General features: G+C 72.3%; 17 protein-coding genes and 1 pseudogene. 9 read left to right on the forward strand and 9 right to left on the reverse strand.

Going from position 1 to position 24,950, the window contains the following annotated elements:
- Positions 1-87 precede the first annotated feature (87 nt).
- On the reverse strand, positions 88-3,411 hold the full coding sequence (locus OG711_RS26245) for a S8 family serine peptidase (RefSeq protein WP_329560801.1): 3,324 nt from the start codon (positions 3,409-3,411) through the stop codon (positions 88-90).
- A 344-nt stretch (positions 3,412-3,755) separates the two neighbouring features.
- On the opposite strand from OG711_RS26245, the gene OG711_RS26250 reads away from it, so the two are divergent.
- The 3 genes and pseudogenes from OG711_RS26250 (at position 3,756) to OG711_RS26260 (ending at position 5,765) form a co-directional block, all read left to right on the forward strand.
- Positions 3,756-4,268, forward strand: coding sequence for an NUDIX hydrolase (locus OG711_RS26250; protein ID WP_266515574.1), 513 nt, complete (start codon positions 3,756-3,758; stop codon positions 4,266-4,268).
- Positions 4,269-4,438: 170 nt separating this feature from the next.
- Positions 4,439-5,002, forward strand: a pseudogene (locus tag OG711_RS26255) (serine hydrolase); the annotation flags it as partial.
- Positions 5,003-5,141: 139 nt separating this feature from the next.
- Positions 5,142-5,765, forward strand: coding sequence for a serine hydrolase domain-containing protein (locus tag OG711_RS26260; RefSeq protein WP_329564043.1), 624 nt, complete (start codon positions 5,142-5,144; stop codon positions 5,763-5,765).
- A 709-nt stretch (positions 5,766-6,474) separates the two neighbouring features.
- Here the strand turns inward: OG711_RS26260 and OG711_RS26265 are convergent.
- Both OG711_RS26265 and pepN read right to left on the reverse strand, forming a co-directional pair.
- On the reverse strand, positions 6,475-7,629 hold the full coding sequence (locus OG711_RS26265) for a hypothetical protein (RefSeq protein WP_329560803.1): 1,155 nt from the start codon (positions 7,627-7,629) through the stop codon (positions 6,475-6,477).
- Positions 7,630-8,062: 433 nt separating this feature from the next.
- Positions 8,063-10,651, reverse strand: a complete 2,589-nt coding sequence (gene pepN, locus OG711_RS26270; RefSeq protein WP_329560805.1) for an aminopeptidase N — start codon at positions 10,649-10,651, stop codon at positions 8,063-8,065.
- Between the two features lie 233 nt (positions 10,652-10,884).
- Between pepN and OG711_RS26275 the strand changes: the two genes are divergently transcribed.
- Entirely contained in the window at positions 10,885-11,523 is a 639-nt protein-coding gene (locus tag OG711_RS26275; RefSeq protein ID WP_073793736.1) for a DsbA family oxidoreductase, read from the forward strand.
- 149 nt (positions 11,524-11,672) lie between these two features.
- Here the strand turns inward: OG711_RS26275 and OG711_RS26280 are convergent, their stop codons facing one another.
- The 3 genes from OG711_RS26280 to OG711_RS26290 all read right to left on the reverse strand — a co-directional run bounded on the left by OG711_RS26280 (position 11,673) and on the right by OG711_RS26290 (position 15,041).
- Positions 11,673-12,431 carry a DUF4240 domain-containing protein gene (locus OG711_RS26280; protein WP_329560807.1) on the reverse strand — a complete coding sequence of 253 codons (759 nt, stop codon included), beginning with the start codon at positions 12,429-12,431 and terminating at the stop codon, positions 11,673-11,675.
- A gap of 301 nt (positions 12,432-12,732) precedes the next feature.
- On the reverse strand, positions 12,733-13,374 hold the full coding sequence (locus OG711_RS26285) for a superoxide dismutase (protein WP_073793734.1): 642 nt from the start codon (positions 13,372-13,374) through the stop codon (positions 12,733-12,735).
- 218 nt (positions 13,375-13,592) lie between these two features.
- Positions 13,593-15,041 carry an amino acid permease gene (locus tag OG711_RS26290; RefSeq protein ID WP_079185072.1) on the reverse strand — a complete coding sequence of 483 codons (1,449 nt, stop codon included), beginning with the start codon at positions 15,039-15,041 and terminating at the stop codon, positions 13,593-13,595.
- 603 nt (positions 15,042-15,644) lie between these two features.
- Here OG711_RS26290 and OG711_RS26295 point away from each other — a divergent pair.
- Positions 15,645-16,238: a biotin transporter BioY gene (locus tag OG711_RS26295; RefSeq protein ID WP_329560812.1), complete on the forward strand. Its 594-nt coding sequence runs from the start codon at positions 15,645-15,647 to the stop codon at positions 16,236-16,238.
- Positions 16,239-16,413: 175 nt separating this feature from the next.
- On the opposite strand, the gene OG711_RS26300 is transcribed toward OG711_RS26295, so the two are convergent.
- Together OG711_RS26300 and OG711_RS26305 are read right to left on the reverse strand one after the other, a co-directional pair.
- Positions 16,414-17,778: an FAD-binding oxidoreductase gene (locus OG711_RS26300; protein WP_329560813.1), complete on the reverse strand. Its 1,365-nt coding sequence runs from the start codon at positions 17,776-17,778 to the stop codon at positions 16,414-16,416.
- Positions 17,779-17,870: 92 nt separating this feature from the next.
- Complete coding sequence (locus OG711_RS26305; RefSeq protein ID WP_329560815.1) at positions 17,871-19,523, reverse strand: amino acid permease; 1,653 nt, start codon at positions 19,521-19,523, stop codon at positions 17,871-17,873.
- A 139-nt stretch (positions 19,524-19,662) separates the two neighbouring features.
- Between OG711_RS26305 and OG711_RS26310 the strand changes: the two genes are divergently transcribed.
- Complete coding sequence (locus OG711_RS26310; RefSeq protein ID WP_073793732.1) at positions 19,663-20,148, forward strand: ribose-5-phosphate isomerase; 486 nt, start codon at positions 19,663-19,665, stop codon at positions 20,146-20,148.
- A gap of 145 nt (positions 20,149-20,293) precedes the next feature.
- Entirely contained in the window at positions 20,294-21,133 is an 840-nt protein-coding gene (locus OG711_RS26315) for an Fpg/Nei family DNA glycosylase (protein WP_329560818.1), read from the forward strand.
- A 58-nt stretch (positions 21,134-21,191) separates the two neighbouring features.
- On the opposite strand, the gene OG711_RS26320 is transcribed toward OG711_RS26315, so the two are convergent.
- Positions 21,192-22,421, reverse strand: coding sequence for a GNAT family N-acetyltransferase (locus OG711_RS26320; protein WP_073793731.1), 1,230 nt, complete (start codon positions 22,419-22,421; stop codon positions 21,192-21,194).
- 199 nt (positions 22,422-22,620) lie between these two features.
- Here OG711_RS26320 and OG711_RS26325 point away from each other — a divergent pair, with 199 nt between their 5' ends.
- Positions 22,621-23,769 (forward strand): PP2C family protein-serine/threonine phosphatase, encoded by a 1,149-nt coding sequence (locus OG711_RS26325; protein ID WP_073793730.1) that lies wholly within the window; start codon positions 22,621-22,623, stop codon positions 23,767-23,769.
- Between the two features lie 87 nt (positions 23,770-23,856).
- Positions 23,857-24,942 carry a sugar ABC transporter substrate-binding protein gene (locus OG711_RS26330; protein ID WP_329564045.1) on the forward strand — a complete coding sequence of 362 codons (1,086 nt, stop codon included), beginning with the start codon at positions 23,857-23,859 and terminating at the stop codon, positions 24,940-24,942.
- Positions 24,943-24,950: the final 8 nt, after the last annotated feature.

A 24,950-nucleotide genomic window follows, 5' to 3' on the forward strand; every position in this document is an offset into this window, starting at 1 on the left:
GAAAGGGGCGGACTCCCGAAGGAGCCCGCCCCTGGCGCGTACCGGCGGATCACCGGGGCCGCGTGGCCCCGGACCCGGTACGCGGTACTACGGAACGACCTTGTCGACCCTCACGCTGCCGACACCTGTGACCGAACCGCGCTCGTTGACGAGCTGCACATCGCCCTGGAGCTGACGGTCGGCGGCGACCGAGGAGTTCGCGACGACCTCGGCCGGGACCTGCACCGAGCTGCCGAGACCCAGCGGGAACCGCTTCGTCTCGTCGACCGTGATCGAGCCCAGCGAGGGCGCGACGAACAGGTCGAGGTAGTCGTACGCGGTGGGGCCGTTCTGCACCGCGTAGCCGACGACCTCGACGGTGTACGTCCCGGCCGCCGGGTTGCGCACCGACACCGCTTCCTCGGAGTTCGCGTCCGCGTCGTCCGCGAGGAGGTTGCCCGCCGCGTCGTACAGGAAGAGGTCCAGGTCGGCGCTGGCGATCGCCGTGTTGCCGATCGAGGCGTCGAGCCTGGCCGTGCCCTGCGGCACGGTGACCTCGAACCTCTGGCTCTCCCCCTCACCGATCGACGGCCGCTGCGACTTGGCGGAGCTGAGCGGACCGCCCTTCAGCGCGCCCTCCAGCTTCGCGAAGTTGTTCGTGACCTTCCAGGAGACGGGGGCCGGGACGCCGACCTTCGCCTCGGGGAGCGACTGGGTCGCCGGGTCGAAGGAGGCGCCCAGCACCGTCGCGTCCAGCTTGAACGGGTTGTCCAGCAGCGGCGACGTACGGCGCGACTCGACCTCGATCTCCCAGACGCCCGGCGTCGGGTTGAGGTACGAGCGCACGTCGGGACGGCACTGGTTCAGCGGGTGCTCGTAGTTCGGGTAGCAGAAGATGGTGCTGGAGTCCTCCATCTGCACGCCGTACGGGTGCAGCGTGATGAACCGGGTCTGGCTCTTGGCGGCCAGGCCGCTCATCTTGACCTCAAGGCTCTTCGCGCCCTCGGGGACCGTCACGAAGTACGACTGGTGGCTGTTGCGCGTCGAGACACCGGACGCCGAGAACACCGACGACGGCTTGGCGATCGGCGTGGAGACCACGACCGTCGACATGATCTGGTGGTCGACGCCCTCGGTGCGCTCGTCGTCCACCTCAAGGATCGCGCTGTGCACGCCGCCCGAGACCGGACGCGCCTGGACCTTGACGGTCACTGGCTTGTTCAGCGGCAGCAGCACCTCGTCGTCGCCGACGATGCGGAACGTGTTCTCGTGGTTGTTCTCCAGGTCCAGCTCATGGCGGACCGGGCGGTCGGGGCCGGAGGTACGCGTGACGACCACGTCGTACGTCTTGCGCTCGCCCTTCTTCAGGCCGCCCTCACGGTCGTAGAGACCGGTGCCGAAGCCCGGGTCCTTCAGCGCCCAGTCGATGTTGGTGTCGACGGGGGCCTTGACCGAGTACTCATGGGCGGTCGCGCCGCGCCGGATCGACTTCCAGGCGCCGACCACGTCGAGCAGACCGGTGCCCTGCGCGTGCGCCTGCTCGCCCCGGACCTCCTTGGTGGTGGAGGTCAGCGCGGTGCGCAGCTTCGCCGGGGTGAGGTCGATGCCCCGCTGCTTCGCCGCCGACAGCAGCAGCGCCGAGGCGCCCGCCGCCTGCGGGGACGCCATCGAGGTGCCCTGGAGCATCGAGTAGCCGGGCGGCAGCTGGTAGCCGGCCTCGGCGACCGGACCGCCCGCGGTCCAGGTCTGCGTGGTGTTGATGGCCGCGCCGGGCGCGGAGACGACCGGGGCGAAGCCGCCGTCCTCACGCGGTCCGCGCGACGAGAACGGGATCATCGCGTACGACTTGCGGACGCCGGAGCCGTAGTTGGCGGCCCAGGTCTCCTTGGAGATCGTCGCGCCGACCGAGACGACCTTGCTCGCGAGGCCCGGGTCACCGATGGTGTTCACACCGGGACCGTCGTTGCCGGCCGCGATGACCAGCTGCACACCGTAGGTGTCGATGAGACGTGTGTAGAGCTCGGCACGCGCGTTGTTGCCGTCGTTCAGCGCGGGGAGCCCGCCGATGGACATGTTGACGATGTCCACACCGCGGTTGACGACGAGGTCGATCATGCCCTCGGTCAGCGCGATGTTGGTGCAGCCGCCGCTCCAGGAACAGGCGCGCGAGGAGACGACCTTGGCGCCGGGCGCGGCACCGTTCATCTTCCCGCCGAACAGGCTGTTGGCCGCGGCGATACCGGCGACATGGGTGCCGTGGTCGCCCTCGATGATGCCGATGTTGACGAAGTCGGCCTTCTTGCCGACCCAGTCACCGCCGTACGGGTCGGTCGGCACGTCCTTGCGGATCTCGATCACGAACGGCACCCGCTCGGCGATCGCCGTCGCCGGGTCGTCCGTACCGAAGTACCCGACCTGGAAGCCGTCCTTGTAGGGCTTCAGGGCCGAGTCGTCGGTGAAGTTCTGGTTGTTGTTCAGGTCGACGCGTACGGTCCCGGCGGCCGGGTCGTACAGCAGCGCCCATACGTCGGTGGTGTCGCCGTCGCGGTTCAGGTCGCCCTTGGCGTCGCCGTTGGCGGTGACGCTCTCGCGGAAGGTGCTGATCTGGTAGCTGCCCGCGGGGGCGGTCCAGGTGGTGTTCGACCAGGTGAAGTCGGGTCCGGTGACCGGGTTGGTCATCCGCCGCCAGGTGCCGTCCGAGTCGAGGATCGGGTCGGTCGCGGTGACCCAGTCCACGATCTTGCGCTCGCCGGTCGTCGTCTTCTGGAGCGACGGGTGTCCGAGGTCCACACCGGAGTCGATGACCCCGATGGTGACACCGCGGCCGTCGGCCTTCGGGTTCTGCTGTACGAAGTCGACCGCGCCCGTCTCGAAGGACGGGTTGTACGGGTTCTTCGCGGGGGTGTCACGGCCCGGCGCCGGGTACGAGCCGGGGGCCGGGGAGCGCTTGCCGGACGTGCCCTTGGCGCCGCCGGAGGGGGAGGGGTCGTCCAGCTCGATCTCGTGGCGCAGGTCGATGCCGTGCACCGACCGCAGCTTCCCGGCCGCCGCGATGGCCGCTTCGGCCTTCGCCGTCGGGACGGTCGCGCGGACATAGCCGAGCTTGTCGTGCGTGCGGGCCACCGAGCCGCCCTGGACGGCGTCGAGCTGGTCCTTGACCTGCTCGGTCGCGCCGGGCGCGGTGGCGATCATCATCGTGACGTTCTTCGCGCCACTGGCCTTGGCGGCGACGAGGAGGTCCGCGTCGGCGGAACCGAGCTTCTCGTCGGCCGACTTGACGGCGGCGTCGGCCGGGACAGGCTCGCTGTCCGCGGAGAAGGCCGAGGGCAGGGGGCCGGCGGCGGAGAGCGCGGCGACCAGGCCCGCGGCCACGGCTATGCGTGCCGCGCGTCTCGCACCGGAGCGGGGTGCCCGCTGGGGGTTGGGGGTCATCTGCATCCCTGTACGTGTAGGAGCGGACGGTTCGGGTCTCCCCGGCCCCGGGTCAACGCGCGTCCACCACACCGTTTCCGGTGCCGCGCCGCCGGACGGACCGTCCGGCCGCGCGCCGGGCCCGAGCCCGGGACGGTCGTCGTGGTGACCGACCGTGTCCGTCGTTGTTCCGGATTTCGGGGCCGGATGACCGCTCAGCTTTACGTACGAGGTCGATGTTTGGGGAGAGTTGGCCGGGGCATGTCGTGCCCATGGCGCACTTCCGCCATACGCCATGGGCCGCATGGCGGGCGAAAGCCGCATTTGTCCCCGCCGTCCGGAGGGCCGCGTCGTAACGTGCGCGCATGCGGAACGTACTGAGAGTCGCTGCCTACGCCGTCTGCGTGGACGACGGACAGATCCTCCTCGCCCGATGGGTCGCCCGCGACGGCGCCCGCCGCTGGACCCTGCCCGGCGGCGGCATGGACCACGGCGAGGACCCGTACGACACCTGTGTCCGCGAGGTCGCCGAGGAGACCGGCTACCGCGTCGAACCCCACACCCTGCTCGGCGCCGACACCCTGATGCGCCCCCGCGAACCCCGCCCGCTGCGCCGCTCCGCCGAGGTCCACGCGCTGCGGCTCGTCTACGAGGCCCGGGTGACCGGCGGTTCGCTGCGCGACGAGAAGGACGGCTCGACCGACCGGGCGGCCTGGCATCCGCTCGCCGAGGTCCCCGGACTCGTCCGGGTCGATCTCGTGGACCACGGGCTGCGGCTGTGGCGCGAACGCCCACCGGCCGGACGGTTCGGCGTGCCACCGCGCCCGCAGGACGAACAGAGCGCGAACCGGTACGACGGTTCACCTGATCGGGGCTGATCACGGGGAAAGAGGCAACCGCTCCCGCCATCCGGGGTGTCCTGCTGGAGGAGCTCTCGCGCGCCGCGGTCCGCACCACCGGACCGGCGGTCCGTGACGGCCCGACCGTGACGACCGAAGGAGCAGGGGCAGACATGGCAGCAGGACGCGCGCGCACCGCGCTCGTGGGGATGGCGGCGGCGGTCGCCGTCACCGCGTTCACCGTCCCGGCCCACGCGGCGGGTCCCGGGGGGACCGTACGTATCCCGTCCGCCGTGGCCCCGCCGCCCGGCCCGGTCCCCGCGGTCCCGTACGGCATCCTCAGCGATGTCGCCGCGACCCCGCCGCCCCTCGTACCGGACGCCGTACGGGACCCGGGTCCCCGCGCCGCCGTACCGCGCGCACTGTTCGGCCCCCTCCGCCCTGTCGCCCCCGTCCGGCCGCTGCGCGACGACCACGGACCGACCGCGCGCGCCCTGGAGGACCTGGTCCGGGCGGGGGTCCCCGGGGTGACCGCCCAGGTCCGGGACCACGCGGGCGTCTGGCGCTCCGCCGCCGGAACGGGTGACCTGCGCGCCGGTACCCCGCGCGGCACCGGCGACCACTACCGCGTCGGCAGCATCACCAAGACCTTCGTCGCCGCCGCCCTGCTCCGACTGGAGGCCGACGGACAACTCGACCTGGACGACACCGTCGACCGCTGGCTGCCCGGACTCGTCCGGGGCCACGGCCACGACGGCCGCCGGATCACCGTCCGCCAGCTCCTCAACCACACCAGCGGTATCCGCAACTACACCGCCGACGAGGACTTCGACCGCGAGTACTTCCGCGCCCCCGGGTTCTACGAGCACCCCATACCACACTGTCGCTCCGGGGGACCTGGTACGCATCGCCCTGCGGCATCCCGCGGACTTCCCGCCCGGCACCTCCTGGAACTACTCGAACACCAACTACGTCCTCGCCGGGATGGTCATCGAGCGGATCACCGGCCGCCCCTACGGCGAGACCGTCCGGGACCGTGTCATCCGCCCGCTCGGACTGAGCTCCACCACCGTCCCGGGCGCCGACCCCCGGATGCCGCGTCCCAGCGGCCACGCCTACTCCAAGCTCTCCGCGGACCCGGCGGCCACCCGGGTCCACGACGTCACGCACTTCAGCCCGACCCTCGCCCACGCGGCCGGCGAGATCATCTCCACCTCGGCCGACCTCACCCGCTTCTACTCGGCGCTGCTGGGCGGCCGGCTGCTTCCGCCGGAGCAGCTCGCCGCGATGACGACCACGGTGGAGTCCCCGCGGCACCCGGGGGCGGGGTACGGGCTCGGCATCGTCAGCCGCACGACGAGCTGCGGGGTCCAGCTCTGGGGCCACGGGGGCGGGATGCCCGGCTCCCTCTCCCAGGCCGTGAGCACACGCGACGGCCGCAGGGTCCTGGCGTACAACCTCAACGGCGACTGGACGGAGGCCGCCGGAACGATCGAGGAAGCGGAGTTCTGCGCAGACGGTTCCCCCGTTTCCTGAGCCACCCGCCTCGCTCGCGCCCCCGAGGTCTGTCCGGGTGGGCGCACTCGTCCCCGTACCGTCGTTCGTGGGGTGCGCAGTTCCCCGCGCCCCTGAGGTGCTGCCCCATTGCGGTCGCTCTTCGGGCGCGGGTCGGTCCTCGTTTTCGCGCAGTTCCCCGCGCCCCTTTGGGGGCGCCCTCCTGGGGCTGTTCTCCGTCTGCGGGGGCGGGGTTGGACCATCCTCTTCGCGCAGTCGCATGGCTGCGGGAGGGGGTGGGCGGGAATCTCTGCTCGCAGACTCCGATGCTCTTCAGTAGGACCACATGTACGTCGTACCGAGCGTGTCGGATCGAGGACGGAGAATCCCGACCGGCCCCGACCCGAAGAACCGACAGGGGGCGCCCCAAAGGGGCGCGGGGAACTGCGCACCCGACGAGCGACGGCACAGGAACGGAGTACGCCCAGCCGGACAGACCTGGGAAGCGCAAGCGAAGGCGACCCGCGGGGAACTGCGCAAAACCACCGAACGACGGCACAGGAACGAAGTACGCCCAGCCGGACAGACCTGGGAAGCGCAAGCGAAGGCGACCCGCGGGGAACTGCGCGAAACCCACGAGCGACGGCACAGGAACGAAGTACGCCCAGCCGGACAGACCTACGAAGCCGAGCGACAGCACAGGAACGATGTGCGCCCCGCACAAGAAACCCAGGGGCGCCGGCCAAGGCACTCAACGGGGGAGAACCGCGACGTAAGCCGCAGGTTCCCGGTCCCCCGCCGCGGTCAGAGCGGCCCGCACCACCGTGGCCTGCTGCTCCAACCCGTCCCGCAACTTGCGGGGCGTCACATGCACCACCGTGATCCCGAGCCGCTCCAGGTGGTCCCGCCGCCGCGCGTACTCGGCCCACTCCGCCTGCTCCGCCGCCCCGTCCTGACGCCCCCCGGGCCGCGGCGCCCGGGTGTCCAGCTCCACGGCGACCGCGTGCTCCGGCCAGAACGCGTCGACCGCGCCCAGATACGGACCGTCCGGAATCCGCAGATCCACGTTCCACACCGGCTCGGGCAGCCCGTACTCCGCCACCATCCGGTACAGCCGGTCCTCCGCCACCGACCGCCCCTCCGCGAGGAGCGCGTCCACCGCGTCCACCACGTACGGACGCGACAGCAACCGCGCCTGGGTCAGCTCCCGCACCAGGGAGGCCGGTTCGCAGTGCCCGTCCCGGACGGCCTCGGTGAGCAGGGTCCGGACCGTGCCCCCGTCGGTGAGCTGCGCGACGGCGTCGGCGACCGCCCGGGCCACGGGTGCCAAGGGAACCCCGTCCACCATCCGTGCCGTCGGGAGCGCCGCCGTCCGCACCAGCCGCACCGACGGCGTCGACCGCAGCCTGCGGGTCCGGGGCACCAGCACGTCGAACCGGTCGAGCGCCGGCAGCGCGGCCACGCCACGGAACCCGTACAGCGCGAGAGCCGCCGCGCCGGTCACCAACGCGTCCCGGTACGGCGCCGGTTCCCCGTACGGCGGCGCGTCCCCGCCGCGCTCCCCGCGCTCGGACTGCTCCGGCGGCTCCTGCGCGGCGGGCTGGACGGGGACCCCGCCCCGGGCCACCGGCACGGGCACCCCGCTCCGGGCCACCGGACGGCCCGCGTACAGCAGGGCCGCGTGCAGCCGCTCCTCGCTGGTGGGCGGACCCTGGTGCAGCAGGTACACACCGGGGAGGTACTGCTGCCAGACCCCGCCCGGACGGCACCGCGCGTTGGTCTCCGCGGCGCTCACCCCGCGCACCCGCAACTGCGCGGCGCTCAGGACGCGGAGCCGGACATCACCGGCACCGCGGAGGTGGGGGAGCTGAGGGGCGCGGGGCGAGAGCGGGGCGTTGTGGTTCATGGCCGCAATCTCCCCACCATCGACCACCCCTTGAACCCCTGTTACGTATCTGTCGGCATTTCAGGACAAGACCACCCTCGGGCCCGTCCGATCCCCGCCGAAACCCCCGCCCCCCCGAAAGCCTGACACCCGGACCGCCGGGTCCCGGCGCGAACACCCCCGCGCACGCCCGGCGGCGGGCCGGTGGGCGGCGGTGGACAGGGTCCCGGCGCGGAGTCCCCGGCCGCCGTGCGATCCCCCGGGCGACCCGCACCCGAAAGGCGGGCGCACGGGGGCACCCGCCCCGGGCGCGGGACGGCCCCCCGAACAACCACCCGCCGCCCGCGACCACCCGGGGGCCACCCGTGACCGACCCGGGGACGGGGAAGACCGGCACCCGGTGAACGGGCGACCCCCGTCACAGAGCTGCGCCCGCACCCCCGAGGTCACAAGGTCACAGACCCGCGCCCACACCCCCCGCGTCGCACACCTGCGCCCGCAGTGCCCGCGCGAGGTCGTCCCGCGCCTCCAGCACGAGCCGCCGCAGCGCGGGAGCCGCGTCGGCCCGCTCGGAGAGCCACGCGTCGGCCGCGTCCAGCGTCGCCTTGTCCCCCTGCACACCCGGGAACAGGCCCCGCACCACGTCCATACCGATCTGGATGGACCGCTCGGCCCACACCCGCTCGATCGCGGCGAAGTACTTCGGCGTGTACGGCGCGATCAGCTCCCGCTGCGACGGGCGGGCGAACCCGGCGATGGTCGCCTCGACCAGCGCGTTGGACAGCGTGTCGGACTCCACCACGTCGGCCCAGGCACGTGCCTTGACCTCCGCGAGGGGTCGCGCGGCCAGACACCGCACCTGGTGGCGCCGCCCGGACGCCGTGTCGTCCCGGGCCAGTTCCGCCGCGATCGCGTCCTCACCGACCGCCCCGTACGTGGCCAGCGGCTCCAGGAACGCCCAGCGCAGTTCCTGGTCGACGTCGAGGCCGTCGATGCGCGCGGTGCCGTCCAGGAGTCCCGCCAGCAGCCCGAGTTCGGTGTCGGCGCAGGCCGTCGCGGCGAGGAAACGCGCCCAGACGAGCTGGTGCTGACTGCCCGGCTCGGCGATACGCAGCTCCCGCACGGCCCCCTGCGCCAGCGCGGCGCCGCCCTCCGCACGCCACTCGGGCGCCGCGTAGTGGGTGACCGCCGAGCGCACCCAGGTGTGCAGCATCTGGAGCACCCCGATGTCGGTCTCCCGCCCGGCGAACCGCAGCACCAGGTCGACGAAGTCGCGGGTGGGCATCAGCGCGTCCCGGGTGAGGTTCCACAGGGCGGACCACACGAGCGCCCGCGCCAGCGGGTCGGTCAGGTCACCGAGCCGCTCCCGCAGGGTCTCCAGGGAGTTCTCGTCGAAACGGATCTTGCAGTACGTGAGGTCGTCGTCGTTGACCAGCACCAGCTCCGGGGCGCGCTCGCCGACCAGCTCCGGAACCAGGGTCCGGGGCCCGTCGACGTCGACCTCGGCGCGCGCGTAGCGCACCAGCTCCCCGCTCACGTCCTCGCGCGCGTACAGCCCCACCGCGATCCGGTGCGGACGCAGCTGCGGATACGCCTCCGGGGCCTCCTGGAGCACCGCCAGCTCACTGATCCGCCCCTCGGCGGTCAGCAGCACCTGCGGGGTCAGCGCGTTCAGCCCGGCGGTCTGGAGCCAGGCGCGCGACCAGGCGGTCATGTCCCGGCCGGAGGTCTCCTCCAGCACGGTCAGCAGATCGCTCAGCTCGGTGTTGCCGTACGCGTGCCGCTTGAAGTAGCGGCGGGCGCCCTCCAGGAAAGCGTCCTGACCGACGTACGCCACGAGCTGCTTGAGGACGGAGGCGCCCTTGGCGTACGTGATCCCGTCGAAGTTCAGCTTGGCGGCCTCCAGATCACGGATGTCGGCCGTGATCGGATGGGTGGACGGCAGCTGGTCCGCGCGGTACGCCCAGGCCTTGCGGTTGTTGGCGAAGGTGATCCAGCCGTCGGTGAACCGGGTGGCCCCGACCATCGAGAACGCGCCCATGAAGTCGGCGAACGACTCCTTCAGCCACAGGTCGTCCCACCACCGCATGGTCACCAGGTCGCCGAACCACATGTGCGCCATCTCGTGCAGGATGACGTTCGCCCGCGCCTCGTACGCCGCCCGGGTCACCTTGCCCCGGAAGATGTACTCCTCCCGGAAGGTCACACAGCCCGGGTTCTCCATCGCGCCGAGGTTGTACTCGGGGACGAACGCCTGGTCGTACTTGCCGAACGGGTACGGGTAGTCGAAGTGGTCGTGGAAGAAGTCCAGGCCCTGCTTCGTCACCAGGAACACGTCGTCCGCGTCGAAGTGCCTGGCGAGGCCCTTGCGGCACAGCGCGCCCAGCGGGATCTCCAGCGTCGTCCCGTCCGCGAACGTCCGGCTGTAGCTGTCCGTCACGTAGTGGTAAGGCCCGGCCACGACGGCCGTGATGTACGTGGAGATCGGCTTGGTCTCCGCGAACCGCCAGACCCCGTCCACCTGCTCCCCGGCGCCGTTGCCCCACACCGTCCAGCCCTCCGGGGCCCGTACCTCGAAGCGGAACGGGGCCTTCAGGTCGGGCTGCTCGAAGGTGGTGAACACCCGGCGCGCGTCGGCGGGCTCGTACTGCGTGTACAGATAGACCTCGCCGTCCTCCGGGTCGACGAAGCGGTGCATGCCCTCACCGGTGCGGCTGTACGCGCAACGCGCGTCAACCACCAGTTCGTTCTCCTCGGCGAGATCCTCCAGCGCGATCCGCGAACCGTCGAAGACGGCGCCCGGGTCGAGGTCCTTGCCGTTGAGGGACACCGACGTGACCTGGGGCGCGACGAGGTCCGCGAAGCTCGTGGCCCCGGGCTCGGCGCAGCGGAACCGGATCGTGGTCACGGACCGGAACGTGCGCGGCTCGTCCTCCACGTCCCCGATCGCGGAGCGCAGGTCGAGGGCGACCTCGTAACCGTCGACGGACAGCAGCGCGGCCCGCTCCTGGGCCTCGTCACGGGACAGATTCTCACCGGGCACGGGCGGCACTCCCTTGTGGCTCGCTTGGTCTGAGTACGTGCTGGTCACTCGCTGGTCCCGGTACGCGCTGGTCCCGGCACCCGGTGGTCGATCCTGCCATGGGCGCCCGTGCCCGGAGGGGGCGCCCCACCAGGGTCCGCCGACCGGGAATGCCCTGGGTGACCTGTGGTGTTCTTCACAGATGAGTGCAGTCCCTACCCACGTGTGCGCGCCTCCGGGCGCTGAGGAGAGACATGGCTGAGACGTCGCAGAAGACTCCCGTCGACTTCTGGTTCGATCCCATATGCCCCTGGGCCTGGATGACCTCCCGCTGGATGCTGGAGGTCGAGAAGGTGCGGGATGTCGAGGTCCGCTGGCATGTGATGAGCCTCTCCGTGCTCAACGAGGACAAGCTCGACGAGCTCCCCGAGCAGTACCGCGAGGGAATCCGGCAGGCGTGGGGCCCGGTGCGTGTCGTGATCGCCGCCCAGCAGAAGCACGGCGACGAGGTCGTCGGCCGCTTGTACACCGCGCTGGGCACCCGTTTCCACAACCGGGGCGAGGGCCCGAACCGTGAGGCGGTCCTCGGCGCGCTGGCCGACGCCGGGCTGCCGGAGTCGCTCGCCGACTACGCGGAGTCCGACGAGTTCGACGCGGAGCTGCGCGCCTCCCACAAGGAGGGCATCGACCTGGTCGGCCAGGAGGTGGGCACCCCTGTCATCGCCGTCCCCGGCGCGGACGGTGAGCAGGTCGCCTTCTTCGGTCCCGTGGTCACCCCGTCGCCCAAGGGCGAGGACGCCGCGAAGCTGTGGGACGGGACCTTGCTGGTCGCGTCCATTCCCGGCTTCTACGAGATCAAGCGGACCCGCACCCAGGGCCCGGTCTTCGACTGACACCTCTGAGGCGGCGGGCCCCGCACCCCGGTCCGGGGCCCGCCGCCTCCCCTCGGCGCCGTACCTCGAACCGGCGCCGCACCCCGTGGCTCACGCGGCGGCACCGCACTCCGTACCGACGCCCCCCGCCGGTCACCGCCCCGCTCCCGTCACCGCGCGCCTCCGTCCTCCTCCGGCGCCGCGCCGGTGCCGTCACGGTCGTCGGCCCTCCCGGTCGCGTCGCCCTCGGCGGTCCCATCGGCCTCATCGGTCCCGTCCTTGAAGAACAGCGCGGCGAGCGCCGGGAGTCGGCGGGCGATCTCCCGCTCGTCGTCGAAGTCGAAGGACCAGTCGGGGTCGAGGGGCGCGTAGCTGACGCTCCATGTCGCGGGCAGCTGCTCGCCGGTGGCCGCGTGGTGCGCGTCCCACGCGACGCCGAGCACACGCTCGCACTCCAGCTCGGCCCAGCTGCCGGCCACCTCACGTACCGCGTCCAGCCCGGCCAGCGCGTCCGGGTCGGCCACCACCCGCTCGAACACCTCACGGCCCTGGCCTATCAGCCAGGCCCGGAAGTAGTCGAAGCCGTCGTCCGAGCAGCCGCCGTTGACCGTGTACGCGGCGGCCCACAGCGGGGCCCGGTACGACTCGGCCATCAGGTCCCACAGGACCTGCTGGGCGGCGCTGATGTGCTCGGCGGGCCGCTCGGCCAGCAGTTCGGCGACGCGGTCGGCCACCGCACGGGTGTCCGGCCGCCCGGCTCCACCACCCTCCCCGTCCGCCCGAGCCCCCGACCCGCTGCCGGCCCCTGACCCGTCACCCGGCCGCGACCCGCTGCCCGGCGCCGACCCGCCACCCGTTGCCGGTACCGCCCTCGCGGCCACATCGGCGCGGGCCCGCCCCACCAGGTCCCAGAACTCCGTCTTGTCCATGCCCCCAAGCGTGCCACCGGGGTCTGACAACCGGCCCTGACCTGCCGCTTCCCCGCACCCCGGGAACGCTCACCGGGATCACCGACCGGACCACCGACCGGTCCCGCTCACCAGGGAACGCCCCGGGATCGCTCACCGGAAACGCGGAAGGCCCCGCGAGTCATGTCCTCGCGGGACCTTCCGTTACTTCACCTGCCCGGTGGATCGGTGAGAAGACGATCACGAGCAGGATCTTGGGTGCGCCTGCCCCGGAAGCGGCCCTGACCCGGGGTGCGGCGCGCGCCGCGCTGCGGACGTGCCGTCAGGGCGCCAGGATGAGGTTGTCCACCCGCTGCTTGGCCGAGGCGTAGCGCTTGGCCACGTCCTGCCAGTTGACGACCGCCCACATGGCGTCGATGAAGTCGACCTTCTGGTTGCGGTACTGGAGGTAGAACGCGTGCTCCCAGGCGTCGAACACGAGGATCGGCGTCGAGCCCTGGCCGACGTTGCCCTGGTGGTCGTACACCTGCTCCACGATCAGCTTCCCGCTCACCGGCTCGTAGGCGAGGACGCCCCAGCCGGAGCCCTGCGTCGTGGCCGACGCCTTGGTCAGCTGCGCCTTGAAGTTGGCGTACGAGCCGAACGAGTCGGCGATCGCGTCGGCGAGGTCGCCCACGCCGTCGGCGGACAGGGGCTCGCCACCGCCGTCACCGGTCATGTTGTGCCAGTAGATGGAGTGCAGGATGTGGCCCGACAGATGGAAGGCCAGGTTCTTCTGGAGGCCGTTGATGGAGCCCCACTGGTCCTTGTCCCGGGCCTCCTCCAGCTGCTCCAGGGTGTCGTTGGCGCCCTTCACGTACGCGGCGTGGTGCTTGTCGTGGTGCAACTCGATGATCTCGGGGCTGATCACCGGCGCGAGCGCGGAGTAGTCGTACGGCAGTTCGGGAAGTGTGTAGACGGCCATCGCGGTCCCCTCTGACCTCTTATTGCAATGTACTTGCATCTGCACGCTACCAGCAGTAAAACGCGGACGCAGGGCCACCCCCGTCCGGCGAACGGAGCACGGCGAGGCTCTGTGCGACGGCGCCGTAGGCGCATCGCGCGGACCGCACGGACCGCACGGCAAAGCCGAAGGGGGCCCCATGGGGACCCCCTTCACTCAGGAACGACCGGCCTGCCGGATCACTCCTCGCGCCCCGCGCGGGAGCGCAGCCGCTGCCACAGGTACCCGCCCAGCGCGAGCGCCAGCACCATCGCCCCGGTGGAGTACAGCTGCACCCGGGTGCCCGGCTGGCGGGCCATCAGGACGAAGATGCCCGCCATCGCCGCCAGCGAGACCCAGGTCAGCCCCGGGTACGCCCACATGCGCACGGTCAGCCGCTCCGGCTCCTCCCGCTCGATCCGCCGCCGCAGCATCAGCTGCGAGACGGCGATGAAGATCCAGACGACCAGGATCACCGCCCCGATCATGTTGAGCAGCCAGCTGAAGATGTCGTCGGGCCGCCAGTAGCTCAGCAGCACGCACAGGAACCCGAACACCGACGACGCCAGCACCGCGACCCGGGGCACCTGCCCCGTCACCCGGCCCAGCACCTTCGGCCCCTGTCCGCGCGCGACGAGCGAGTACGCGATCCGGGAGGCGCCGTAGATGTTGGCGTTCATCGCGGACAGCAGGGCCACCAGGACGACGACGTTCATGATCTGTCCGGCGCCGCTGATGCCCAGGGTGTCGAGGGTGGCCACATAGGGGCCCTTGTCGACGATGTTCTTGTCGTCCCACGGCACCAGGGTGACGATCACGGCCATCGACCCGATGTAGAACAGCGCGATACGCCACATCGCGGTCCGCACCGCCGTCGCGACACCCCGCACCGGGTCCTCGGACTCGGCCGCCGCGATGGTCACCGTCTCCAGCCCGCCGTACGCGAACACCGACGCCAGCAGTCCGATCACCAGTCCCTCGGTGCCGTTCGGCAGGAATCCGCCGTCGCCGGTCAGATGGGAGGTGCCGGGGGCGTCCGTCCCGGGCAGCAGTCCGGCGATGGCCAGGGCGCCCAGGATCAGGAAGAGGGCGATCGCGCCGACCTTGAGCGCGGCGAACCAGAATTCGAACTCACCGAAGTTGCGCACCGCCGCCAGGTTCGACAGACAGAACACCGCCATGAACAGCGCGACCCACGCCCACTGCGGGGTGCCGGGCAGCCACCCGGTGACGATCGAGGCGGCCCCGATGGCCTCCAGGCCGACGGCCGTGCACAGCAGCACCCAGTAGGCCCATCCGGCGGTGAAGCCCGCCCAGGGGCCGATGGCGCGCTCCGCGTGCGCCGAGAACGACCCGGACGACGGGTACGCCGCCGACATCTCGCCCAGCATCCGCATCACGAGCATCACCAGCAGCCCGGAGCTCGCGTACGCCACCACGATCGACGGACCCGCCGCGGCGATCCCGGCCCCGGAGCCCACGAAGAGACCCGCGCCGATCACCCCGCCGAGGGCGATCATCGACAGATGGCGCTGCTTGAGGCCGTGCCCCAGCGCCCCGTCCGGCGCCTTCCCGGGGCCCGCCGCACCGGCGCCCTCGGCCGGATCCGGACCTGATTCCACGCGCGCGTCGGCGCCTGTTCGAGCCATGGTGTGAGGGACTTCCGTGAGGTGGGGGTGGTGGGGGAGCCATCAGTGTGACGTACAAGCGTGGCGCGCCCAAGGCGTCGGCGGAACCGGGGTGAGGGGGGAGCGTGAAGGGTGTGGAGGGCCCGCACACGCGTGCGGGGGGCGTGCGGAGATCCCCGCGAAGCGCGCGTGGGGCGGGTGCGGCCCGATGGCCGACCAGGGCCGGAGCGGGGGGCGGACGGGAGCCGGTGGAGTCCCGGCGGCGGCGGGAACCGGCCTCCGCCCGCGGGCCGATGGGAGCGCGGACGGGGACGGTGGGTAGGAGGACGGGAGCCGAACGGGAGCGGGGCCGGGCCCGGTCGCGCGGGCCCGGCCCGGGGGCCGACGGGGGCCGGGCCCGCGGCCGGGGCGCGTCCCGGACGGCCGTCCTCCGGGGGCGCTTTGGTGGGACTCCACAGCGCCGCAGTGACCAGTGTCACCTTGACCCCGGGATTCCCGCAGGGGCTTTGTGGAGACCGCACCAACGCCCGGTGACGCCCTTGTCGGCCGCTGACGGTGATCGCCGCGCGACCCCTGGGATAGCGTCGCCGTGTTCCGAACCGTCGCCAGCACCGGGGAGCCCCGTTGAGCACCGCACCCATCTCCGTCCGCCCCGGCGAGGTCCTCGCCGACCTCCTCCCCGCCTCCTCGGTGGCCCGGGCCCGGGTCCGGGACGCCGTCCTCGTGGTCGGCGGCGCCGCGCTCACCGGGATCGCCGCCCAGCTCGTCGTCCCGGTCCCCGGCTCGCCGGTGGCCGTGACGGGCCAGACCTTCGCGGCGCTCCTCGTCGGCACCTCGCTCGGCGCGGGCCGCGGCTTCCTCGCGCTGGCCCTGTACGCGCTCGTCGGCATGGCGGGCATGCCCTGGTTCGCGAACGGCACCTCCGGCGCGGGCGGCGCGACGTTCGGCTATGTGCTGGGCATGCTGCTCGCCGCGACCGTCGTGGGCGCCCTCGCCCGTCGCGGCGGCGACCGCTCGGTGCTGCGCACGGCGGGCACGATGGTGATCGGCTCGGCCATCATCTACGCCGTCGGAGTCCCCTACCTGGCCGCGAGCACTCCGCTGTCGCTGACCGGCGCGGTCGCCGCGGGCCTGACGCCCTTCCTGATCGGTGACGCCCTCAAGGCGGCCCTGGCGATGGGCGCGCTGCCCACCGCCTGGCGCCTCGCCAAGGGCTGACCCGAGCACCGATCCCGAGCGAGCACCGATCCCGAGCACCGACCCCGAGTACCGATCCCGAGCACTGCCCGGGGTCGGTGCTTCCCGGGACGTCGTTGACCGGGACCGCCACCCCGGGAAGCGGGGCCGGACCGCCGACCTGGACCGCAGCCCCGGACCGTCGGACCACTCCCGTTCAGCCGTCCAGGTGACGGCTTCCCACGAAGAGGCCCGTCGGGTCGTACGTCTTCTTCAGCCCGGCGAGCCTCCCGCGCGCGTGCGCCCCGTACAGGGCCCGCGCGCGTTCCTCGTGGCCGTCGCCGTCCGCGTCCCCGAACGCGAAGTTCAGCGAGCGGCCCAGGGCCGACGGGGCGAGCAGCGGCAGCACGCGCGCGTAGTGCGCGCGGACGGCCGCCGGGTCGGTGCCCTGGAGCATCGACAGCAGCCGCACCAGGAACCGGCCCTCCCGGTAGGGCACCGCGTTGGGCACGGCGGGCTCCCGGCCGAGGGCGCCGCCCAGATGGGTGATCTGCGTGATCGTCATCCCGGGCGCGTCGGGTCCGGTGAGCGCCAGCAGTTCCGCGCCGGCCGCCGGGGCGAGGTCCCGCACCACGGCGTTGTCGCCGTAGTACGCGTGCGGGGTGTCGGGCTCGTCGTGGATGTGGCCGCTCCCGGTGTAGGGGATCGTGCGCAGGGTGTCCTCGGTGACCGGGCCCACCGCGCGCAGCGGCGCCATCAGCCGGGCGCCCTCCTCCGGGTCACCCGTGTACGCGACGCGCACCGTGATCGTGTAGCGGCCCCGCAGCGCGGGCGGGAGCATCGGCGCGTCGGGAAAGGGCAGCGCGGCGAACGTCGACGACATGGCGTCCGGCAGACCGGCCGTCCACCCGGTCCAGGCCCGCAGCAGCGCGCCCGGGTCGGTCTCCCGTCCGTCGAAGGACAGCCCGCCCCCGTACACATGGGTGACGGGCACCAGGCCCGTCTCCAGGGCCGTGACGACGCCGAAGCCGTGCCCGGCGCCGCGCAGCCCCCAGAACAGCTCCGGTTCGCTGTCCGCGGTGACCCGCAACTGTTCGCCCCCGGCGGTGACGAGGTCGACGGACCGGACATGGTCGGCGGCGTAGCCCCAGGAGCGTCCGAGGAGTCCGAGTCCGCCGCCGAGGGTGTACGAGACGGCGCCCACCCCGGGTGACGACCCGCTCAGCGGGGCCAGGCCGTGCGGGGCGGCGGCCTCGATGACCTGGCTCCACCGCGCGCCCGCCCCGATCCGCGCCACACGCGCGTGCGGGTCGATCCGTACCTCGTCCAGCCGCCGGGTACTGATCAGCATCCCGCCCTCGCTGTTCCCGGGCGTGCCGTGCCCGGTGGCCCGTACCCGCACCGGCAGGCCCGCCTCGCGCGCGTGGGCGACGGCGCCGACCACCTCCGCCACGGACGCCACCGGGCGCACCTGTTCCGGCCGCTGGGTGAATCCGGTCTGGAATCCGCTGGTCTCCCGCGCGTACGCGCTGTCCCGCGCTCCGAGCACGACACCGTTCGTGCCGACGTTCCGCAAGGTCACGACAAGGCCCTCCGTGGTTACCGGCGGGGCACCGGCTGTGCGGTGCCCCGCGCTGACGAGGAGACGCTCCCGTCCCAACCTGACAGATCCCGTCAGGTTTTCCCGGACAGGTCGTGGGATTCGCTGTCCGCGTGTCCGGCGGTGCGCCGGCCGCGCAGCTCCCGGACGACGGCGATCGCCACGACCACGGCGGCCACCAGCAGCGACAGCAGCACCTGCTCACGCCCGACGTCGTCGAACAGCATGTAGACGAGCACGAAGACGATCATGCCGATCGTCGCCCAGGTCAGATACGGGAACAGCCACATACGGACGACGAGCTTCTCCGGGGTCTCCTGTTCGATCACCCGGCGCATCCGCAGCTGGGTGCAGCAGATGACCAGCCAGACGAACAGCGCCACCGCGCCGGAGGAGTTCAGCAGGAACGCGAACACGGTGTCCGGCCACAGGTAGTTGAAGAACACCGCGACGAACCCGAACACGACCGAGCCGAGGATCGCCGGACGCGGCACCCCGCTCGTGGTGGTGGTGGCGAACGAGGCCGGGGCGTCCCCGCGGCGGCCCAGCGAGAACGCCATCCTGGACGCCGTGTAGAGGCCGGAGTTCAGGCACGACAGCACGGCGGTCAGCACGATCACGTTCATGACCTCACCGGCGTGCGGGATGCCGATCGAGTTCAGCGCGGCCACATAGGAGCCCTCGTCGGTGATCGACGGGTCGTTCCACGGCAGCAGCGTCAGCACCACGAGGACGGAGCCCAGGTAGAAGAACCCGATACGCCAGATCACGCTGTTGGTGGCCTTGGAGACGGCCCGCTGCGGGTCCTGGGACTCACCGGCCGCGAGCGTCACGATCTCGCTGCCCATGAACGAGAACACCACCATCAGGATGCCTGTCAGGATCGACCCCCAGCCGTTCGGCAGGAAGCCCCCGGTGTCGGTGAGATGGGCGAATCCGGCGCCCGGGTTGTCGGAGCCGGGCAGCAGCCCGAACACGGCCAGCAGTCCGACGACGATGAACCCGCCGATCGCGACGACCTTGATCCCGGCGAACCAGAACTCGAACTCACCGTAGGAGCCGACGGACACCAGATTGGTCGCGGTGAGCACCACCATCACCGCGAGCGCCCAGGCCCATTGCGGTACCGCGGGCATCCAGCCGTTCAGGATCACGGCCCCGGCGGTGGCCTCCACGGCCAGCACCACGACCCAGAAGAACCAGTACAGCCAGCCGATGGAGAACCCCGCCCAGCGGCCGAGCGCCTGGTCCGCGTACTCGGAGAACGATCCGGACGCGGGGCGCGCGGCGGCCATCTCGCCGAGCATCCGCATCACCAGCACGACCATCGTGCCGACCAGGGCGTACGACACCAGGATCGCGGGCCCGGCGGCGGCGATCCCGGCGCTGGAGCCGACGAACAGCCCCGCGCCGATGACCCCGCCGATGGCGATCATCGACAGATGCCGGTTCTTGAGCCCGGCCTTCAGCTCCCCGCCCGCCGCCGGTCCGCCGCCGGAGCCCCCGGAGCCGCCGGGGGAGGGGGCGCTTCGGGGTGTGCCGGAGCCCGGGGGCGCGTTCCCTGGCGCGCCGGGCCCGCCGCGCGCCGCGTCCGGCGCGGCCGTCCCCGCCCCGGCTCCCGTTCCGCTTCCGGTGCCGGCCGCCGCGCCGCCGTGACCGCCGTCGCCGCGGGCTCTGCTGTTCTCGTCGTTCTCGTCTGCCTTCGCGAGGTGGTGCTGCGATGCCATGGACGATCCTTGTCTCGGTTCACGGACCCGCGCGCCGGGCGCGGGACGAGCACGGGACAGGAGCCGCGCCGGGGAGCGCGGGACCTGCATCCCGACCCATGCGCGTCTGCCCACCCGGCGGCATGCCACACTCGGGGCCATGCGCGTGTACCTCGGCTCGGATCATGCCGGCTACGAACTGAAGAACCACCTCGTCGAGTGGCTCACGGCCCATGGCCACGAGCCCGTCGACTGCGGGCCCCACGTCTACGACGCCCTGGACGACTACCCGCCGTTCTGTCTGCGGGCCGCCCAGCGGACCGCGGCCGACGAGGGCTCCCTGGGCATCGTCATCGGCGGCTCCGGCAACGGCGAGCAGATCGCCGCGAACAAGGTCGCCGGTGTACGCGCCGCGCTGGCCTGGAGCGAGCAGACCGCCGCCCTCGGCCGTGAGCACAACGACGCGAACGTCGTCGCCGTCGGCGCCCGGATGCACAGCACGGAGGAGGCCACGAAGTTCGTGGAGATCTTCCTGGGCACCCCGTTCTCCGCCGAGGCCCGCCACCAGCGCCGTATCGACATGCTCTCGGCGTACGAGACCACCGGCGACCTCCCGCCGGTCCCCGCCCACCACCCGCAGCCGTAACACCCGGCGGCGCCCGCCCCTTTGGAACGGCGGGCGCCCCCTCACGGGCGCGCACCGGTACCCGTCGGGTGCCGGGCGGAGATCCCACGCCCCGCCGTCCCGCCCGTCCCGTCCCACGTCCCCGAGGACCCGAGGAGCCGTGCTCGTGCCGGAAGGGCACACGATCCACCGACTCGCCCGCGACCACCGGGAACGCTTCCTGGACCGGGCGCTCCGGGTCAGCAGCCCCCAGGGCAGGTTCGCCGACGGCGCCGCCCTGCTGGACGGCAGCCCCCTGAGCGAAGCCGAGGCGCACGGCAAGCATCTGTTCCTCGGCTTCCCCGGGGCGGGTGAGAGCCGCTGGGTCCACATCCATCTCGGGCTCTTCGGCAGGCTCGACTTCGGCACGGCCCCCGTCCCGCCGCCCACCGCCACCGTCCGGCTCCGGCTCGCCACCGCCGAGGCCTACGCCGATCTGCGCGGGCCCACCACCTGCGCCCTGATCACCGACGGCGAGAAGCGCGCGATACACGACCGGCTGGGCCCCGACCCGCTGCGCGACGACGACCCCGGTCCGGCCTGGACGCGGATCTCCCGCAGCCGGGTGACCGTCGCCGCGCTGCTGATGGACCAGAAGATCGTCGCGGGCGTCGGGAACGTCTACCGCGCCGAGGTCCTCTTCCGGCACGGCATCGACCCCTACCGCACCGGCCGGGACCTGGACCGCGCCGAATGGGACGCCGTCTGGGCCGACCTGGTGGACCTGATGCGCGAGGGCGTCCGCAACAACCGCATCGACACCGTGCGCCCCGAACACCTCCCGGAGGCCATGGGCCGTCCGCCGCGCGTCGACGACCACGGCGGCGAGGTGTACGTCTACCGCAGGGCGAACCAGCCCTGCCACATCTGTGGCGGCGAGATCCGCACCGCCGGTCTCGCCGCCCGTAATCTCTTCTGGTGTCCCACCTGTCAGCCGACGGCCGGAAAGGCCCCAGAAGACCGCTGAGGGGCTTTCCGGGGCCTTTCCGGCGACCCTCCGGCCCCGGGGGCCGTGAGGCCGTCCGCTAGAAGCCGTGCGGCAGCCAGGGCGCCACGGACGAACCGAAGGCCGTGTCCGCCTCGGCCAGGGCACCCTCACGCAGTTCCCGCACCCGGCCCGCCGCGCCGAGCGCCGTGAGACCGGTACCGCCCAGATAGGCGGCGCCCAACTCGGCCACCGACAGCTCCAGATCGGCGGCGTCCCCGGTCCGCTCGCAGGTCGCGCCCTTGTGGTCGCCGGTCAGCCGCCAACGCCCCGCGTTCCAGGGGCAGAAGTCGTCCGTCACCTCGAACACCACGTCCACCGGAGTCCGGTACGTCCGCGCCTCCAGCGCCGCGCCCACGTCGACCAGCCGCACATGCAGCACGTCCCGCACCCCGAGCCGGCAGCGCCGGATGTCCGACACCAGATGCTGCCAGGCGTCGTCCACCGGACGGTTGCGCACCACCAGGGTCGACATCAGGTCGATGTTGAACAGGAACCGCCACAGCGCCGCGTACGACCCCGGGTCCAGCGCCTCCAGGTCCCGCAGGGTGACGACCCCCTCGGGCCCGGCGTCCGCCCACTCCGGCTTGGTGTGGAAGCGCGCGTACCCGACGATCCGGCCGTCCCGCTCCGCGACCACGCAGTTCAGCGGCGAACCGCCGCCGCGCCCCGACTCCGGGTCCAGCAGCGGCAGCCGCTCCCAGCCCGCGCCACGCGCCAGCATCCCCGGCCGCCCGGCGACCTGCCGCGCGTACACCGCCTCGCACTCCTCCTGGACGTCCGCGGGTACCGCGAACCGCAGCCGCACCCCGTCGGCCTCCGGCGGCACGGACAGCGTCACGCGCGCGGTGTCGATGCTCGCGGTCAGCTGATGACTGCCGATCCCGTACCCGAACCGGCCGTAGATCGCCGGCTCCGACGCCGTCAGCACGGCCAGCGGCTCACCCAGCGCCCGGACGTCGTCCAACTGCCGCCGCATCATCGACGACAGCACCCCCCGGCGCCGGTGCGTCGCCGCCACCGTCACCATGGTCACGCCCGCGGCCGGCACCAGCGCGCCACCGGGCACGGTCAGCCGGAAACTGAACGCCCCCGTCGTCCCCACACACGTGTCGCCGTCCCATACCCCGAGGGAACGTTCCGCCTCGGTGAGCGCCTTCCACAGCGCACGCTCCTCAGGCGCTTCGGCCGCGCCACCGAAAGCCCGTTCCAGTGTGGCGAACCACACATCCCAGTCGTCCGGGTGCAATACCCGCAGCTCTGTCGTCATGTAGACATGCCTATCAGGGCGAAGCAGGATGAGCGAACGGATTCCGGTCCGCCGGGACCGGGCCTGCGCCGGCGCTCCACAGGTCTGCCGACGGCCTGTGCGAAAGGGGGGTTCACCTGTGCTTTTCCTGGTCCCGTCGTGCCGCCGGGAGGGACCTCCCGTGCGCCCGAGCCCACCCGCTGGATAGGGTCCGGGTGCGATGGCACGACGACGAGCGGAAGCAGAGACGTTCCCGGCCCGGATGAGGAAGCAGCTCCACCGGGTCCGCGTCGGCGTGCGCAAATCAGGGGTCGACTACTTCCGGGGCGACGGTTCCGACTGGATCGCGCTGGCCGGTCTGATGCTCACCGTCCCGCTGATCGCCGCGGGCACCCTCGTCAACTCGGTGTGGTTCTCCCCGGCCGCCCTGGTCCTGCCCATCGTCGCGGGCGGCCTGCTGCTGCGCCCCGCGAGCCTCCTCGCGCTGTACGCGGCCGCCGCGACCGCCCTCATCGTGGAGTCCGTCCGGCTCGGGCCCTATGCCGAGGGCCCGGCCAGGGTCACCCCCGGAGTGGTCCTCGTCGTTGCCGCGTGCGGCTTCTTCGGCCTGCTCATAGCCCAGTTCCGCAGCCGGGTCGGCGTGCCCTGGCGACGCGGCGGCACGATGCTGTTCGACCTGCGCGAACGCATCCGCGTCCAGAGCAAACTGCCCTCCCTGCCACGCGGCTGGCACCGCGAGATGGCCCTGAGACCCGCCGGCGGCCAGTCCTTCTCCGGCGACTTCGTCGTCGCCGCCCGCACCGGCGGCGGACGCAGCCTGGAGGTCGTCCTCACCGATGTGTCCGGCAAGGGCATGGACGCCGCGTCCCGCGCCCTGCTGCTGTCCGGGGCCTTCGGCGGACTGCTCGGCTCGCTCCCCCCGCACGACTTCCTGCCCGCCGCCAACGGCTATCTGCTGCGCCAGGACTGGGACGAGGGCTTCGCGACCTCCATCCATCTGGTGCTCGACCTGGAGTCCGGCGACTACGAGCTCTACTCGGCGGGCCACCCACCGGGCATCCAGCTCAGCGCCGGTTCCGGCCGCTGGGAGGAGAAGGCCGCCGAAGGCCCGCTGCTGGGGGTCTACGACGGCGCGCAGTTCGACCCCCTCAAGGGCTCGCTGCGCCCCGGGGACGTCCTGATGCTGTTCACGGACGGCCTCGTGGAGACCTCCGAACGCGACCTCGAAGAGGGCATCGGACGGCTGACCGGCGAGGCCGACCGCTATGTGGCCGGCGGTTTCCGCGGCGCGGCCTGGCACCTCATCGAAGCCGTCGCCAAGGACGTCAACGACGACCGCGCGCTGCTCCTCATCTGCCGCGACACCTGACCCGTACTTCGCCCTCGCGGAGCGTGCCCCCCTTGCTACGCTCGGCGCGGAATCCGGCGCGCTGGTGGGGGAGTGGCCTTGGACCGAGTGCGGCGGCTGCGCGGTGTGCTGGTCCCCGAGATCCTGATCTCCGTGGTGAGCGGGGCCGTGCTGGCCCTGGCCGGGAACGCGCTGGCGGCACTCACGGGCGTGCTGTCGGACAGCAGGGTCCCCTTGTGGGTGTTCGCCGCGATCGCCTCGGTGTCCATGCTGGCCGGGTTCCTGTGCGCGCGGCTGCTGCCCCGTGACGCGACCCAGGCGTTCCTCCTGGTGTCGTCCTTCACCCGGACCCGCTATCTCTCCCTGCTGCTCGACCACACCGTGCGCTCGCTCGACCGGCACGGCGTCGACCTCCTGGTCAAGCTGCCCCCGTACGACTTCAACGGGCGCAGCCAGATCCTCCAGATGGACGCCCTGCGGGCCAGGAAGGACCGGTTCATCGGGGGCCTGGTGGTGCCCCGTCAGCCCGAGCGGATGCGGCGTGAGCTGCTGGAGTTCTGCGCCGGGCTCGGGCTGCCCGTGGTGTTCGTGGACGTCCGGCCCTTCCCCCGGGCGGAGGACCAGCCCGAGCGGACCGCGTTCGTGGGGTGCGACCCCGACGAGATAGGGGAGCGCGCGGCGAGCTGGCTGGGCCGCGAACTGCTCGAAGCGGGCAAGGAACGGCCGTCCCTGCTGGTGGTCGGCGGTGACGCCCAGACGGGCCGGCAGGAACGCTTCACGGAGCGGATACGTGAGCTCGTGTCGCCCGTGCGGCTGGACGTCAGCGAGGAGGGGCGGTTCACCCGGGAGAGCGGCCGGGACATCGTCGACCAGCATCTGCGCCATCTGCTCAGACGCGCACAGGGGCTGGACGCGATCTACTGCACCAACGACGAGATGGCGCTGGGCGCGCTCGACGCGCTCCGGGAGCACGAGGCGCGCGGCAACCACCACGACGGCCTGATGGTGGTGGGGGTGGACGGGACACCGGACGCGCTCGCGGCCATCAAGTCCGGTACCCCCTTCCGGGCGACGATCGTCCAGGACACCGAGCGGATCGCGGACATCGCCGTCGATCTGCTGCTGCGGATGGGGGCCGGTGAGCGCGTACCGGCGGAGAACTCCGTCCCCACCACGGTGTATCCGCCGCGCTAGGGGGTGGG

The organism is Streptomyces uncialis (genome assembly GCF_036250755.1).
Lineage (GTDB): Bacteria > Actinomycetota > Actinomycetes > Streptomycetales > Streptomycetaceae > Streptomyces > Streptomyces uncialis.

Coding starts and splice junctions, on each gene's coding strand:
- OG711_RS26245 (WP_329560801.1), bottom strand. CDS start 3,411: ATGACCCCCAACCCCCAGCGGGCACCCCGCTCCGGTGCGAGACGCGCG.
- OG711_RS26250 (WP_266515574.1), top strand. CDS start 3,756: ATGCGGAACGTACTGAGAGTCGCTGCCTACGCCGTCTGCGTGGACGAC.
- OG711_RS26265 (WP_329560803.1), bottom strand. CDS start 7,629: ATGAACCACAACGCCCCGCTCTCGCCCCGCGCCCCTCAGCTCCCCCAC.
- OG711_RS26275 (WP_073793736.1), top strand. CDS start 10,885: ATGGCTGAGACGTCGCAGAAGACTCCCGTCGACTTCTGGTTCGATCCC.
- OG711_RS26280 (WP_329560807.1), bottom strand. CDS start 12,431: ATGGACAAGACGGAGTTCTGGGACCTGGTGGGGCGGGCCCGCGCCGAT.
- OG711_RS26285 (WP_073793734.1), bottom strand. CDS start 13,374: ATGGCCGTCTACACACTTCCCGAACTGCCGTACGACTACTCCGCGCTC.
- OG711_RS26290 (WP_079185072.1), bottom strand. CDS start 15,041: ATGGCTCGAACAGGCGCCGACGCGCGCGTGGAATCAGGTCCGGATCCG.
- OG711_RS26305 (WP_329560815.1), bottom strand. CDS start 19,523: ATGGCATCGCAGCACCACCTCGCGAAGGCAGACGAGAACGACGAGAAC.
- OG711_RS26310 (WP_073793732.1), top strand. CDS start 19,663: ATGCGCGTGTACCTCGGCTCGGATCATGCCGGCTACGAACTGAAGAAC.
- OG711_RS26320 (WP_073793731.1), bottom strand. CDS start 22,421: ATGACGACAGAGCTGCGGGTATTGCACCCGGACGACTGGGATGTGTGG.
- OG711_RS26325 (WP_073793730.1), top strand. CDS start 22,621: ATGGCACGACGACGAGCGGAAGCAGAGACGTTCCCGGCCCGGATGAGG.